This is a genomic window from Comamonas sp. DB36 (assembly GCF_057914905.1).
On sequence record NZ_CP196631.1, the window covers coordinates 3,583,577 to 3,597,026 of the forward strand.

Annotated in this window: 13 protein-coding genes; 2 read left to right on the forward strand and 11 right to left on the reverse strand. The window is 67.2% G+C overall.

Annotated elements, in window-relative coordinates; translation table 11 throughout:
- Positions 1–166: 166 nt before the first annotated feature.
- Positions 167–841: a heavy metal response regulator transcription factor gene (locus tag ACSVDO_RS16765; RefSeq protein WP_489593534.1), complete on the forward strand. Its 675-nt coding sequence runs from the start codon at positions 167–169 to the stop codon at positions 839–841.
- Positions 838–2,229: a heavy metal sensor histidine kinase gene (locus ACSVDO_RS16770; RefSeq protein ID WP_332537576.1), complete on the forward strand. Its 1,392-nt coding sequence runs from the start codon at positions 838–840 to the stop codon at positions 2,227–2,229. The genes ACSVDO_RS16765 and ACSVDO_RS16770 overlap by 4 nt, the downstream gene beginning before the upstream one ends.
- Here the strand turns inward: ACSVDO_RS16770 and serA are convergent.
- The 11 genes from serA to ACSVDO_RS16825 all read right to left on the reverse strand — a co-directional run bounded on the left by serA (position 2,226) and on the right by ACSVDO_RS16825 (position 13,206).
- On the reverse strand, positions 2,226–3,458 hold the full coding sequence (gene serA / locus ACSVDO_RS16775; RefSeq protein ID WP_489593536.1) for a phosphoglycerate dehydrogenase: 1,233 nt from the start codon (positions 3,456–3,458) through the stop codon (positions 2,226–2,228). The genes ACSVDO_RS16770 and serA overlap by 4 nt on opposite strands.
- Positions 3,459–3,586: 128 nt before the next feature.
- Positions 3,587–4,279 (reverse strand): nitroreductase, encoded by a 693-nt coding sequence (locus ACSVDO_RS16780; protein WP_489593537.1) that lies wholly within the window; start codon positions 4,277–4,279, stop codon positions 3,587–3,589.
- 16 nt (positions 4,280–4,295) lie between these two features.
- Positions 4,296–5,462, reverse strand: a complete 1,167-nt coding sequence (locus ACSVDO_RS16785; RefSeq protein WP_489593538.1) for an acetyl-CoA C-acyltransferase — start codon at positions 5,460–5,462, stop codon at positions 4,296–4,298.
- On the reverse strand, positions 5,459–6,967 hold the full coding sequence (locus ACSVDO_RS16790) for an AMP-binding protein (protein ID WP_489593540.1): 1,509 nt from the start codon (positions 6,965–6,967) through the stop codon (positions 5,459–5,461). The genes ACSVDO_RS16785 and ACSVDO_RS16790 overlap by 4 nt, the downstream gene beginning before the upstream one ends.
- Positions 6,968–6,978: 11 nt before the next feature.
- A complete protein-coding gene (locus ACSVDO_RS16795; RefSeq protein ID WP_332537581.1) occupies positions 6,979–7,563 on the reverse strand; it encodes a biotin transporter BioY in 585 nt (194 codons plus the stop codon).
- Positions 7,564–7,609: 46 nt separating this feature from the next.
- Positions 7,610–8,203: an energy-coupling factor transporter transmembrane component T family protein gene (locus tag ACSVDO_RS16800; RefSeq protein WP_332547754.1), complete on the reverse strand. Its 594-nt coding sequence runs from the start codon at positions 8,201–8,203 to the stop codon at positions 7,610–7,612.
- Positions 8,204–8,207: 4 nt separating this feature from the next.
- Complete coding sequence (locus tag ACSVDO_RS16805; protein ID WP_489593543.1) at positions 8,208–8,990, reverse strand: energy-coupling factor ABC transporter ATP-binding protein; 783 nt, start codon at positions 8,988–8,990, stop codon at positions 8,208–8,210.
- Positions 8,991–9,345: 355 nt separating this feature from the next.
- The gene (gene panD / locus ACSVDO_RS16810) at positions 9,346–9,729 is read right to left on the reverse strand and encodes an aspartate 1-decarboxylase (protein WP_213293346.1); all 384 of its coding nucleotides are present in this window, start codon (positions 9,727–9,729) and stop codon (positions 9,346–9,348) included.
- 4 nt (positions 9,730–9,733) lie between these two features.
- On the reverse strand, positions 9,734–10,576 hold the full coding sequence (panC, locus tag ACSVDO_RS16815; RefSeq protein ID WP_332537584.1) for a pantoate--beta-alanine ligase: 843 nt from the start codon (positions 10,574–10,576) through the stop codon (positions 9,734–9,736).
- Between the two features lie 26 nt (positions 10,577–10,602).
- Positions 10,603–11,451 (reverse strand): 3-methyl-2-oxobutanoate hydroxymethyltransferase, encoded by an 849-nt coding sequence (gene panB / locus ACSVDO_RS16820; protein WP_332537585.1) that lies wholly within the window; start codon positions 11,449–11,451, stop codon positions 10,603–10,605.
- Positions 11,452–11,559: 108 nt separating this feature from the next.
- A complete protein-coding gene (locus ACSVDO_RS16825) occupies positions 11,560–13,206 on the reverse strand; it encodes an acyl-CoA synthetase (RefSeq protein ID WP_489593545.1) in 1,647 nt (548 codons plus the stop codon).
- Between the last annotated feature and the right edge of the window lie 244 nt (positions 13,207–13,450).

Consider the following 13,450-nt stretch of genomic DNA (forward strand, 5'->3'; position numbering starts at 1 on the left):
GTTCAAGGAAGGCAGCGGTCCCAGGGGCCGGTACCCAGCGGCATGGAGTCAATTCTGTGACCGAAGCACTGACGCCAAGATTGCGCAGACATTACGTTTTTGTCATGTGAAAGAACGCATTAGCCACTACCATTACTGTCTTCCTCCGGAGCGGAAAAAACATTCCATGCGCATATTGATCATTGAAGATGAAGTCAAATCCGCTGATTATCTTCAAAAGGGTTTGACAGAATCCGGCTATCAAGTCGAAGTCGCATACAACGGCGTGGACGGTTTTCATTTGTCACGCCATTCCGATTTCGATCTGCTGATTCTCGATGTCATGCTTCCCGGAATGGACGGCTGGAGTTTCATTCGAAAATTTCGAGAAACCCACCAGACGCCGGTATTGTTTCTGACAGCGCGCGACGCCATCGAGGACCGCGTCAAGGGGCTGGAACTCGGTGCCGACGATTATCTGGTCAAGCCTTTCTCCTATGCCGAACTGCTGGCGCGCGTGCGTACGCTGCTGCGCCGCACGCCGCTGCGCGAGCCCGACGTGTTCCGCCTCGCCGACCTTGAAATGGACCTGCTGCGCCGGCGCGTGACGCGCCAGGGCCAGCGCATAGAGCTGACCAACAAGGAGTTCGCGCTGCTCCAACTGCTGCTGCAGCACCAGGGCCAGGTGCTGTCGCGCACGCGCATTGCCTCCCAGGTCTGGGACATGAACTTCGACAGCGACACCAATGTCGTCGATGTCGCCATACGCCGGCTGCGCGCCAAGATCGACGACGGCTATGACACCAAGCTGATACAGACCGTGCGCGGAATGGGTTACCGCATCGAAGAAGACGCAGCATGAAGAAAATCGAGCAGATCAGCCTGCGCCTGCGGCTTGCCTTGATGTTTGCCGCCGTGAGCGCGATCTTGTTTGGCGCCATGGGCTGCTACGTCTACGACGCGCTCAAGAGCGAACTCAAGCAGCGCGACGACGAAGCCCTGATTGCGCGCATAGAACGCATACGCATTCTTTCGATAGACCCCGAATATGTCGAAATCCTGCGCCTGCACCCGCACCTTTATGCACATGCGCTGGGCAACAAGGAAAACATTCTCTGGATCACCAACGACCGCGGCGAACTGCTGGTGGAAATCAATCCCACGGGCATGCAGCGCCCGGCCTTTCCCGCGGACGGCTCGCCCATGCTGTTCAACAACCCGGGCCCCGAAGCCGCACGGCTGGCCTGGGCGCATGTCGTGTGTCCGCCCGGCGTGCTGCATGTGATCACGGGCACGGTGCTGACCACGCGCATCCAGATGCTGGAAGCCTATCGCGTCAAGCTGGCCCTGGCCTGGCTGGTGGGCGTGCTGTTCGCGTTCGCGCTGGGCTGGGAAGTCGTGCGCCGCGGCCTGCTGCCGCTGCGCCGCCTGAGCCTGCAGGCCGCGGCCATCCATCCGCAGCAGCTGGGCCTGCGCCTGGACGCCCAGCGCCAGCCCCAGGAACTGCAGGGCCTGACCTGCGCGCTCAATCTGATGCTGTCGCGGCTGGAAGAAGGCTATTCACGCCTGTCGCGCTTTTCCGAGGATCTGGCGCACGAGATGCGCACGCCGCTCAACAACCTGATGGGGCAGAACCAGCAGGCGCTCAACCAGCCGCGCAGCGTGGAGGAATATGAAAACCTGCTGGTGTCCAAGCAGGAGGAATACGAGCGCCTGGCGCGCATGATAGACAACATGCTGTTCCTGGCGCGCGCAGAGAAGCCCGAAGCCATGCTGCAACTGAAGCCGCTGGACCTGGCCAATTTGGCGGGCCGGGTCTGCGACTATTTCGAAGGCATGGCCGACGAGCGCGACATGCAGATGCGCAACCTCGCCCAGGGCTGGCTGATCGCCGATTCGGCGCTGCTGGCGCGTGCCATGGCCAATCTGGTGTCGAATGCGCTGCGCTACGGCGCAGCCGGCAGCGTGGTCACGATCAGCAGCCAGGTGCATGCGCTGGGCCTGGACATCGAAGTCTCGAACCATGGCGAGCCCATAGGCGCCGAGCATCTGCCGCGGCTGTTCGACCGCTTCTACCGTTGCGACCCCGCGCGCGCCCAGCCCGGCGATTCGGGCGGACTGGGCCTGGCGATTGCCCAGTCGATCATGCACATGCACAAGGGCGAGGTGCTGGTCGACAGCCAGCCCGAGGAAACGCGCTTCATTCTGCGCTTCGGCCCGGGCTCGGTGGCACAGCCTCCGGCCGCTTAGAACAGTACGCGGCAGCGGATGGTGCCGGGGATATCCGCGAGCTGCGCCAGCGGCAGTTCCACCGTGTCCGCGACGATGTCCATCACCATGTAGCCCAGCTTTTCATCGGTGCGCAGGTACTGGCCCGCGATGTTGATGCCGTGCTGCGCGAACACCTGATTGACGGCCGACAGAATGCCCGGCACGTTGTGGTGCACATGCAGGATGCGCTTGTGGCCGGGGTGCGAGGGCAGCGCCACTTCGGGGAAGTTCACGGCCGAAGTCGTGGTGCCGTTGTCGCTGTACTTGATCAGCTTTTCGGCGACTTCCAGACCGATGTTGGCCTGCGCCTCGGCGGTCGAGCCGCCGATGTGCGGGGTCAGGATGACGTTGTCCAGGCCGCGCAGCGGCGACTCGAACTCGTCCTTGTTGGTGCGCGGCTCGACCGGGAACACGTCGAGCGCGGCGCCCAGCAGGCGGCCCGCGCGCATGGCGCTGGCCAGCGCGTCGATTTCCACCACGGTGCCGCGCGAGGCATTGATCAGAATGGCGCTGGGCTTCATGGCGGCGATCTCGGCCGCGCCAATCATCCATTGCGTAGAGGGCAGCTCGGGCACGTGCAGGCTCACGATGTCGCTGACGGCCAGCAGCTCCTGCAGCGAGGCGGCCTGGCGCGCATTGCCCAGCGGCAGCTTGGTGGTGATGTCGTGGAACACGACCTGCATGCCCAGGGCCTCGGCCAGCACCGACAGCTGGGTGCCGATCGAGCCGTAGCCGACGATGCCCAGCGTCTTGCCGCGGATCTCGTAGGAGTTGTCGGCCGTCTTGAGCCAGCCGCCGCGGTGCGAGGCGGCGTTCTTGGCGGGAATGCCCCGCAGCAGCAGGATGGCTTCGCCCAGCACCAGTTCGGCGACCGAGCGGGTATTGGAGTAAGGCGCGTTGAACACGGCAATACCGCGCTCGCGCGCGGCATTCAGGTCGACCTGATTGGTGCCTATGCAAAAGCAGCCCACGGCTACGAGCTTGTGCGCGGCCTGGAACACGGCTTCGGTCAGCTGGGTGCGCGAACGGATGCCGACGAAGTGCACGTCGGCGATCTTGCGCTCGAGTTCTTCGGGCGGCAGCGCGCCGGAGAGCGATTCCACGTTGGTGTAGCCCGCGTTCTGCAGCAGCTGCAGCGCGCCGGGATGGATTCCCTCCAGCAGCAAAAACTTGATTTTCGACTTGTCCAGCGACGTCTTGTTGGTCATTCAAAGCTCCGGTTGCGCAATCCTCCATTACAGCGGATTCTCGATACCGCTACGCCGGATAGGTGCTCCTGAGAAATGCTCGCATTGCGCCCGCGCGCGCTGCGCCCAACCGACGCGTGCGCCAGCCCTCAGGAAAGCACCTGGAAGTACTGCGCCAGCGGCTCGCGCTCGGTCTGCGTCTGGTTGTCGGGCGCCAGCGGGTCGGCCCAGCCCAGGGCCACGCCGCAGACCACGACTTCACGTTCCGGCAAGCCCAGCGCTTGGCGCACGATCTCGGGATAGGACGCGAGCGCGCCTATCGCGCAGGCGCCCAGGCCCCTGGCGTGCGCGGCCATCAGCAGGCCGTGCAGGCACATGCCCAGGTCCATGAAACCGCCATGGCCGAAATCGCGGTCCAGCGTCACCAGCAGCGCCACGGGAGCGTCGAAGAAACGGTAGTTGCGCTCGAACTGCTGCTGGCGCGCCGCGGCATCGCCGCGCGCAATCCCCAGGCTGCGGTACAGCGCCTGGGCCGAAGCCACCTGGCGCTTGCGCAGTTGCATGGGCATGGGCTGGGGAAAGTAGTCGTACTCCTCGCGCGCTGGCTGCTGCGTGCGCACCGCCGCGCACAGCGCGGCGCTCAGGCGCGCGCGCGCTTCGCCCTGCAGCGCCCAGAAGCGCCCGGGTTGCAAATTGGCGCCGCTGGGCGCCTGGCGCGCGGTTTCAAGCAGGCTTTCGAGCAGCGCCTGGGGCACGGGATCGGGCAGAAAACCGCGCACCGAGCGGCGGCTGCGCGCGAGCTGGGCGTAGTCGGTCATGGAATCGGAAGAAGAGGAAGACATGGGTGTTGCTGCGCGCTCAGGCGCGCAGGCTTTGAAAGATTGCGGCCGCGCCCAGGCCGCCCGCGCCTGCGATGCAGGCCAGGCCATGCGCCGCGCCATCGTCCAGGGATTGCAGTTGGGCCAGCAGGCGCACTGCGGCGACAGCGCCCGAAGCGCCTATCGGGTGGCCACGCGCCAGCCCGCCGCCCTGGGCATTGAGAAGCTCGGGGTCCATTCCCAGTTCGGCGCGGAAGTCCAGGCCTTGCACGGCGAATGCATCGTGCAACTCCCAGCGCGCGATGTCCTGCACGCCCAGCGCCAGGCGGCCCAGCAGCGCGCGTGCCGCGGTCGCGGCGCACAGCATGGGCGTCTCGGGCGCGCCGCCCACGCTCACCGCGCCGCGCCACAGCGCCGCGGGCGCAAGCCCCCATTCGCGGCAGGCCTCGGGCGTGGCCAGCAGCAGCAGCGCCGCGCCATCGGCCCTGGGCGAAATCGCCACGGTGCTGACGGCGCAATCGGCCCCGCCCTGGGCCATTGCCGGCAAAGCGGCAACAGGCATGCGCGCCACGCGCTCGGCGCGCAGCAGGCGCGGGTAGGCGTCATGGTCCAGGCCGGGGAAGGCGACGATTTCCGCCGCCAGCTCGGCGCGTGCCGCAAGCGCTTTGCCATGGCTGGCGATCGCATACGCGTCCTGCGCCGTGCGCAGAGATTGAATGCGCTGCGCATGGTCGGCCGCGGCCTGCAGCATGTCGGGATCGCGCTCGGGCCAGGGCGCGAACGCCGGCCGCTCATAGGCGATGGCCGGCTCCTGCGGCTTTAGCGGCCGGTGCTGGCGAATCGGCGCGCGGCTCCAGGCCTCGGCGCCGCCCGCGAGCACGATGCGCGCCTGGCCCGATGCCAGCAGGCCGCAGGCCAGCGTGATCGCGTCCAGCCCGGCGCAGCATTGCGTGTCCACGGTGTAGGCCGCGCTGCTTTCACGCAGGCCGGAAGCCAGCGCGAGCATGCGCGCGGGATTGCCGCCCGCGCCCAGCGCATTGCCCAGCACCACGGCATCGACCGCGGCGGCGGGAAGATTCGCGCGTGCCAGCAGCGCCTGCACCAGCGGCGCCGCGAGTTCATGGGGCTGCAGCCGCGCCAGCGCCCCGCCCACGGCAGCGACCGGACTGCGCGCCCAGGCAATCACAGGAATGGCGGCGGCGTTCATGACCAGGGCCGCAGACAGCGCGGCGCGCTCGCGCCCTCGCCCTGCACTTCGCTCAGCAGCGCGCGCGCAATCGCGCCGTGGTCGGTCTTGCCGCTGGCCGTGAGCGGCCACGGGCCCTGCCACAGCCACCAGTGGCGCGGTGCCTTGTAGCTTTCCAGCGCCGCGCGGCACCACTGCGCCAGCGCCAGCGCGTCGGGCATGGGGCAGACATCATCGACCGGCAACTGCAGCACCGCGTGCACCGCATGGCCGCGCAGGCCATCGGCCACGCCGTGCAGCGAGACCTGGCCCAACTGCGGATGGGCCTGCAGCCGCGCCTCGACTTCTTCGGGAAAAAGGTTCTTGCCCTGGGTCACGATCATGCGGCTTTCGCGTCCGCGCAGATGCAGCCAGCCCTGGGCGTCGATATGGCCGATGTCGCGCACCGACAGCCAGTCGCCGCGGCGCAGCGCGGCCGAGCCGTCGGAATGCCCCACATAGTCGATGAACAGCATGGGGCTGCGCACCCAGATCAGCCCCGGCTCGCCGCCGTTGTCGGCCGCGCCCCCGGCCAGCGGATCGGCGCCGATATGCAGCCTGACATTGCTGAACGGCCGGCCCACGGCCTGGGCCGGGGCCTGCGGGTCGGCGTCCATCCAGGCGATGTAGCTGGCTTCGGACGCACCATAGAACTCGACGATGCGCGCGCGCGGAAACAGCGCCTGCAGCGCGGGCGTGCGCTCACGCATCCAGCGCGCGCCGCTGATCAGCAGCAGCGCCACGCCTTCGACCGGCGGCGCCTCGCGGCGCTGCGCCCACTCCAGCATCAGCTGCAGCTGGCTGGGCACGGCGACCAGCACCGGAAAATCACCCGACTGCAGGCGCGCAAGCGCGCGGCCCGCCGAAAAGCGCTCCTGGATCTCGACGCCCGCGCCGCTCCACAGCCCCCACAGCGCGGCGAACAGGAACAGCGAATGCGACAGTCGACCGGGCGCGAACACGCGCTCGGTCGCGGCGCTGCCCAGGTCCTGGGCAGAAACGCGAAAGCTCTCGGTCCACGAGCGGTGGTGGCGGCGAAAGCCCTTGGGCAGGCCGCTGCTGCCCGAAGTGAAACCGATATAGAACGGCGTCTCGGGGCCGGGCGCGGGCATGTCGGCCGGCGGCAGCTGCGCGAACCGCGCGGCGATCTGCGCCTGCACGGCCGCGGGCCATTCGGGGTCGGCAACGGCCGCGCAGCGGCCGCTGGCAACCACCGCGAGAAAATCGACAATGCGCTCCAGGCCCGTGCCGCTGCCATCGAGCAGCACCGTGGCCGGCGCACGGCTCGCGTGCAGCGCCTGGGCCTGCGCGGCGACGCGTGCCTGCAGTTGCGCAAAGCTCAGCTGTTCGAGTCCATTGGACAGCGCGATGGCTTGCGGCTGCACCCGGCCCCAATGCGCCAGCGGCCCATGCACCAGTTCAAACGCCGCGGGCAAGGCCGCGCCCAGGTCAGGCAAGGCCAGCGACAAAGGCGACGGAATCTGCATAGTCAACCAGCTCAGGCGTTGCGTCCGCCAAAGCGCCAGTCAGGCAGGGCCTTGGCCACGGTGTGCACGATCAGCGCGCACAGCACGCACTTGATCAGATCGCCGGGAACGAACAGCAGATCGCCCCAGAACGCCTGGGCCAGCGGAAGCTTGGCGACCAGCACCAGGCCCGCGATGCCGAAGCTGTGCAGCACCAGCACGCCACCGACCACGGACGCGATCAACGCGCTCCAGGCCGTGCGCATGGGCGTGGACTTGGGCAACATCGCCATCACCAGGCCGGTGGCGAATGCGGCCGCGGCAAAGCCGACGAGGTAGCCTGCAGTCGGCGACATGAACACGCCCAGGCCGCCGCGGCCGCCGGCCAGCAGCGGCAGGCCCGCGGCCACGGCCACCAGGAACAGCAAGACGGCCTGCAGCCCGCGCCACGGCCCCAGCAGGCAGCCGGCCATCATCACGCCCAGCGTCTGCAGCGTGATCGGCACGCCTATGGGCAGGTCGATTTTCGGGATCAGGCCCATGACCGCGATCAACGCGGCAAACAGGCCCACGAGGGCCATGGATTCGGACTGGCGGCGGGAAATGGCGGTTTTCATCGTTGGCACTCGGGTTGGATCAATCGGAAAAGCGGAAATCGGTTCATCAGCCGCCCAGGCGGGCATACAGCGCGTCGGCCACGCGGCGCGCGGCCTGCAGCATCTGCACCGTGAGCGGCGCAATCAGCCGCAGGCCGCCGGCCTGGCCGGTGCGCAGGCGGTAGGCATCGTCGAGTTTTTTCCATTGCACGAAAAAATGCTCGGTGAAGCGCAGCATCAATCCCAGCTGCAGGGAAATGCGCTCGGGCTGCAGTCCCAGGCGGGCCAGCGGCGCGAGCCAGCGGTCCAGCACTTCAAGCAGGTCCATGGGGCGCGTGGTCACCGTGAGTGCCACGCCCAGCACGCAGGCGCTGGCCAGCCGCAAGGAACTGACCGCGGCCAGCGCGGGCCGGCCCATCCACAGATGGAACAGCGCGACCAGCAAGGCGCCCAGCAGCACCGAGAAGATCAGCCGGCGCGCGATGCGCGTGGCCTGGCCCAGGCTGAACCACAGCAGCGCCGCACCCAGCGCGCAGACCGCGAGCACCCAGGGGTTGGTGATCAGGAACAGCAGCGTGCCGAACAGCGCCATGCAGGCCAGCTTGAAGCCGGCGCCATAGCGGTGCAGCCAGGTGGGGAAGTCGCTGTATAGGCTGCCCATGGCGTCAGATGGCTTGTGCCGGCGTGGCCGCGCGCAGCGCGCGCCGCGCCGCAATGTCCGTCGCAACCGCGGCCTCATAGGCCGCGCAGACCTGCTCGCCCGGACCGTCGCCACGCACCTGGCCCTGCTCCAGCCAGACCACGCGCGCATAGTCGCGCACATGGGCCAGCACATGGGTGGAGACAATGACCTGCTGGGAAGCCGCAGCAATGTCGTCGGCCAGCTGGGCCTGGCCCGGCAGGTCGAGGCTGGCATAGGGTTCGTCGAGCAGCACGGTGCGCGGCGCAGCGATCAGCAGCGCGAGCCAGCAGACCATCTGGCGCTGGCCCTGGCTCAGGCTGCTGATCGCGCGCTCGGCCCAGTGGGCCAGGCCGCGCCGGGCAAGAAACTCACGCGCCTGCGCCTTGGCCTCGCGCTTGGCCAGGCCGCGGGCCTGCAGGCCCAGCGCCAGCTCTTCCTCGACGATGGGGAAGATGATCTGGTCGTCGGGGTTCTGGAACATCATTCCGACCCAGCGCGTGCGTTCGCGCCCGGCCGCATGCAGGTTCTGCCCGTTGAACAGCACTTCACCCGCGGCCGGCGCCTCAAGCCCGCACAGCAGCCGGAACAGGCTGGTCTTGCCCGCGCCGTTGTCGCCAATGATGCCTATGCGCGGCTGGTCCCAGACCAGGCTCAGGTTATCAAGTACCTGGGTGGGGCCGCGCAGCAGCCGAACACCGCAGAGTTCGATGCGCGGCGGAGAAAGAATGCCCAGACCGGAAACGGTCTCAGCGCAGGAAGCAGACATAAGGCAATCGAATGAAAGAGTTCATGGTCAGCGGCCGCAAAGGTCCTGAAAACCAAATTTCGCTCATCTTGCCACTAAAGACATGCGTTCTCGCACCAACTTCTCGCAAATAAGCTGAGCCTTTTGAGGCACTGCATGTTCCGGCAAAAAAGAGCGAACATAGCGGGAAGTTGCAGGCTGTTCGGTGGGTTTTCGTACTTTGGTCGCCATTGGACGCGCATCTGCAGGCAAAACCCGGCCCCCTGCGTCGCCAACGCTCGGGAGATGCGCGACGAAGGGTGCATGGTGACCGCTGAAACAACAACGCCCCGCCAGCACAAAGGCTGGCGGGGCGCATGAGGCTGCGGCGGGCGGCTCAGAGAACGGTCAGCGCCGGCTCCTCGAAGATCAGCTGGCTGATGCGGTTCTCCGCGCCCATGATCGCCACGCGCGGCACATGGGCCGCAAGCTCCTTGGCGTCGACATAGGCGTAGGCGATGATGATCACGATATCGCCCTTTTGCACCAGGCGCGCGGCCGCGCCGTTGACGCAGATCACGCCGCTGGCGCGCTCGCCCGCGATCACATAGGTCTCGAAGCGCGCGCCGTTGTTGTTGTTGACCACATGCACCTTCTCGTTGGCAACTATGCCCACGGCGTCCATCAGGTCCTGGTCGATGGTGATCGAGCCTACGTAGTTGAGATCGGCCTGGGTGACCTGGGCACGATGGATCTTGCTGTTCATCAGCATGCGGAACATGGGCTTACCTCTGGAAAGTGATGTTGTCTATCAGTCGGGTGCGGCCCAGGTAGACCGCGGCCAGCGCGATGCAGCTGGACTCGTCGTCGCCCAGCGCCAGCAGATCGGGCCAGGCCAGCAGTTCCAGGTAGTCGATGCGGCTGTCTGGAATGGTGGCGATATGCGCGCGCGCGGCCTGCAGCGCGGCGTCGGGGCCGAAGCCGGCCTGCAGCTTTTCGCGGCACAGCTGCAGCGCCGCATGGATCGCGGGCGCATGCGCGCGCTCCTCGGCATTCAAATAAACGTTGCGCGACGACTTCGCCAGGCCGTCGGCCTCGCGCACCACGGGAATCACGCAGATCTCCAGCGGCAGGTTGTAGTCGCGCACGAAGGTCTGGATGATCGCGACCTGCTGCGCATCCTTCTGGCCGAAGAACGCACGATCAGGCTGGACCAGATTGAACAGCTTGCAGACCACCTGCAGCACGCCGTCGAAATGCCCGGGGCGCGAGGCGCCGCAGAGCATGTTCGCCTGGCGTCCGGCGACGATCAGCGGGCCCGCGGCATGCGGGTACATCTCTTCGGTAGCGGGCGCGAACACCGCGTCCACGCCATGCGCCTGGGCCAGCGCGCAGTCGGCATCGAGGTCGCGCGGGTAGGCATCGAAATCCTCGTTGGGGCCGAACTGGCGCGGGTTGACGAAGACGCTCATCACCACCAGGTCGCAGTGCCGGCGCGCATTCTCGACCAGGGCCATGTGGCCCGTGTGCAGCGCGCCCATGGTCGGTACCAGGGCAATGGTCTTGCCTTGGCGGCGCGCGTCGGCCAACCACAGGCGCAGGTCGGCAATTCGGGTCAGGCGTTGCATGACAGCCAATCTTTCAGGGACGGGGTTCAGGAGGCGGCGGGTACGATGCCGCCGTAGATCCGTTCGAGCACGGAATCGTCAATGTTGTACGTGTGGGCTTCGGCCGGAAACGCGCCGCTGCGCACCGCTTCGGCGTAGGCCGTCAGGCCGGCCTGCAGCGGCGTGCCGACATCGGCAAACTGCTGCACGAACTTGGGAACGCGGTGGCTGCCGTAGCCCAGCAGGTCGTGGAACACCAGCACCTGGCCGTCGGTGCCCGGGCCCGCGCCAATGCCTATGGTCGGAATCGCGAGCTGGGCGCTGATGCGCTTGGCCAGCTGCTGCGGCACGCATTCGAGCACCAGCGCGCAGGCACCCGCGGCTTCGCAGGCCAGCGCGTCGTTCATGATCTGCTGCGCTGCCGCAGTGTCGCGGCCCTGCACCTTGTAGCCGCCGAGCACGGCGGCCGACTGCGGCGTCAGGCCCAGGTGGGCGACCACGGGAATGCCGACATGGGTCAGGCGGCGTATCACCTCGATCACCTCGCCTGCGCCTTCGACCTTGAGCGCGTCGGCGCCGCTGCGCTGCATCATGTCGACCGCACAGCGCGTGGTGCTTTCGAGCCCCGCGTGGTAGCTGCCGAACGGCATGTCGACGACGATGCAGGTCGCGGGCGCGCCGCGGCGCGCGGCCTTGGCGTGGTGCACCATGTCGTCGACGGTGACCGGCACCGTGGAGTCGTAGCCCAGCACCACCATGCCCAGCGAATCGCCGACCAGAATGGTGTCGGCCCCCGCGGCTTCGGCATAGCGGGCGCCGGGATAGTCATAGGCAGTGACCATCACGATCTTGCGCTCTTCGCGCTTGAACTGCTGGAACTCGGTAGTCGATTTCATGGCGCTGTCTCGGTATTCCGGGGCCTGCCGCGCAAGTCCCCGGGAGTCTTGTCGTTTTTCGCGCGCCGACCATACCACAGCCGCCCGAAAGCGGCTTGCGCCTGCAACCTAAATATCGATGGCCGCGGCCGATCCGGCCTTCTTGCGCAGCTCGAATTTCTGGATCTTGCCGGTGCTGGTCTTGGGCAGTTCGCCGAACACCACGGCGCGCGGCAGCTTGAAGCCCGCGAGGTATTTGCGGCAATGCGCGACGATGTCCTCGGCGCTGGCGCTGGAGCCGGCCTTGAGCTCGATGAAGGCGCAAGGCGTCTCGCCCCACTTGGCATCGGGCTTGGCGACCACGGCCGCGGCCAGCACGTCGGGGTGGCGGTAGAGCACGTCCTCGACTTCGATCGACGAGATGTTCTCGCCGCCCGAAATGATGATGTCCTTGCTGCGGTCCTTGATCTTGATGTAGCCGTCGGCGTACTGCACGGCCAGATCGCCGCTGTGGAACCAGCCGCCCGCGAAGGCCTCCTGCGTGGCCTTGGCGTTCTTGAGATAGCCCTTCATCGCGATGTTGCCCTTGAACATGATCTCGCCCATGGTCTCGCCGTCCTGGGGCACGGGCTGCATGGTTTCGGGATCGAGCACGCGCACATCGCCCTGCAGGTGAAAGCGCACGCCCTGGCGCGCATTGAGCCGCGCGCGCTCGCCGATGTCGAGCTGGCCCCAGTCGCCATGCTGGGCGCAGACGGCGGCCGGGCCATAGGTTTCGGTCAGTCCGTAGACATGGGTCAGATCGAAGCCCATGCGCTCCATGCCTTCGATCATCGAAGCCGGCGGCGCGGCGCCCGCAACCATGGCCTTGACGCCCGTGGGCAGGCCCTCCTTCATCGCAGCGGGAGCATTGACCAGCATGCCGTGCACGATGGGCGCGCCGCAGTAGTGCGTCACGCCATGGTCGCGAATCGCATCGAAGATCGCCTGCGGGTCCACGCGCCGCAGGCACACGTTGACGGCCGCGCGCAGCGCCAGCGTCCAGGGAAAGCACCAGCCGTTGCAGTGGAACATCGGCAGCGTCCAGAGATAGACCGCATGCTTGGGCATGTCCCACTCGAGCACGTTGCTGATCGCGTTCGTCGCCGCGCCGCGGTGGTGGTAGACCACGCCCTTGGGGTTGCCCGTCGTGCCACTGGTGTAGTTCAGCGCAATCGCATCCCATTCGTCGGCCGGCAGCGTCCAGGCGAAATGCGCGTCGCCGCTGGCGAGAAAGTCTTCGTAGTCGAGGCCGCCCAGCGGCTGGCTGCTCGCGCCATACAGCGCGTCCTGCACTTCGATGACCAGCAGATCCTTGGTCGATGCGCGCAGCGTCAGCGCCTTGGCCAGCAGGCCCGCGAACTCGGGATCGACGATCACCACGCGCGCTTCGCCATGGTCGAGCATGAAGGCGATCGCTTCGGGGTCGAGCCGGGTGTTGAGCGCATTGAGCACCGCGCCCGCCATGGGCACGCCGAAATGCGCTTCGACCATGGGCGGCGTATTGGGCAGCAGCACGGCCACGGTGTCGTTCTTGCCTATGCCGTTGCGCTGTAGTGCGCTGGCCAGTTGGCGGCAGCGCGCATAGGTCTGGCCCCAGGTCTGGCGCAGCGCGCCGTGCACGATGGCCAGGCGCTCGGGGTAGACCTCGGCCGTGCGTGCAATGAACGCCAGCGGCGTCAGCGGCGCGGTGTTCGCGGCGTTGCGGGGAAGGTCGCTATCGAAAATGGAAGTCACGGCAGAAATCCTTGCAGGCAATGGAAGGTGAGGCGCTGCGCGCGGGCGCGCGGCTTGCGAGCACTTTACCCGGCGCCGGCGCGAAGCGGTAGGTGGAAAACCGCAGAGGGGGCGGCGGCCACATGTCGTAAGAGCGCATCCCGGCTCGGCTGCGAGCGATGCCGGCATGGTCGGTCTGCGCCGGCCGCGCAGCGACCTTCACCCTGCGCTGTCTTAGGCAATCTTTTTATACTCATGGGCTTTG

Excerpts from the sequence above, each read along its gene's own strand:
- ACSVDO_RS16765 (WP_489593534.1), top strand. The coding sequence starts at position 167 with ATGCGCATATTGATCATTGAAGATGAAGTCAAATCCGCTGATTATCTT.
- ACSVDO_RS16770 (WP_332537576.1), top strand. The coding sequence starts at position 838 with ATGAAGAAAATCGAGCAGATCAGCCTGCGCCTGCGGCTTGCCTTGATG.
- serA (WP_489593536.1), bottom strand. The coding sequence starts at position 3,458 with ATGACCAACAAGACGTCGCTGGACAAGTCGAAAATCAAGTTTTTGCTG.
- ACSVDO_RS16780 (WP_489593537.1), bottom strand. The coding sequence starts at position 4,279 with ATGTCTTCCTCTTCTTCCGATTCCATGACCGACTACGCCCAGCTCGCG.
- ACSVDO_RS16785 (WP_489593538.1), bottom strand. The coding sequence starts at position 5,462 with ATGAACGCCGCCGCCATTCCTGTGATTGCCTGGGCGCGCAGTCCGGTC.
- ACSVDO_RS16790 (WP_489593540.1), bottom strand. The coding sequence starts at position 6,967 with ATGCAGATTCCGTCGCCTTTGTCGCTGGCCTTGCCTGACCTGGGCGCG.
- ACSVDO_RS16795 (WP_332537581.1), bottom strand. The coding sequence starts at position 7,563 with ATGAAAACCGCCATTTCCCGCCGCCAGTCCGAATCCATGGCCCTCGTG.
- ACSVDO_RS16800 (WP_332547754.1), bottom strand. The coding sequence starts at position 8,203 with ATGGGCAGCCTATACAGCGACTTCCCCACCTGGCTGCACCGCTATGGC.
- ACSVDO_RS16805 (WP_489593543.1), bottom strand. The coding sequence starts at position 8,990 with ATGTCTGCTTCCTGCGCTGAGACCGTTTCCGGTCTGGGCATTCTTTCT.
- panD (WP_213293346.1), bottom strand. The coding sequence starts at position 9,729 with ATGTTCCGCATGCTGATGAACAGCAAGATCCATCGTGCCCAGGTCACC.
- panC (WP_332537584.1), bottom strand. The coding sequence starts at position 10,576 with ATGCAACGCCTGACCCGAATTGCCGACCTGCGCCTGTGGTTGGCCGAC.
- panB (WP_332537585.1), bottom strand. The coding sequence starts at position 11,451 with ATGAAATCGACTACCGAGTTCCAGCAGTTCAAGCGCGAAGAGCGCAAG.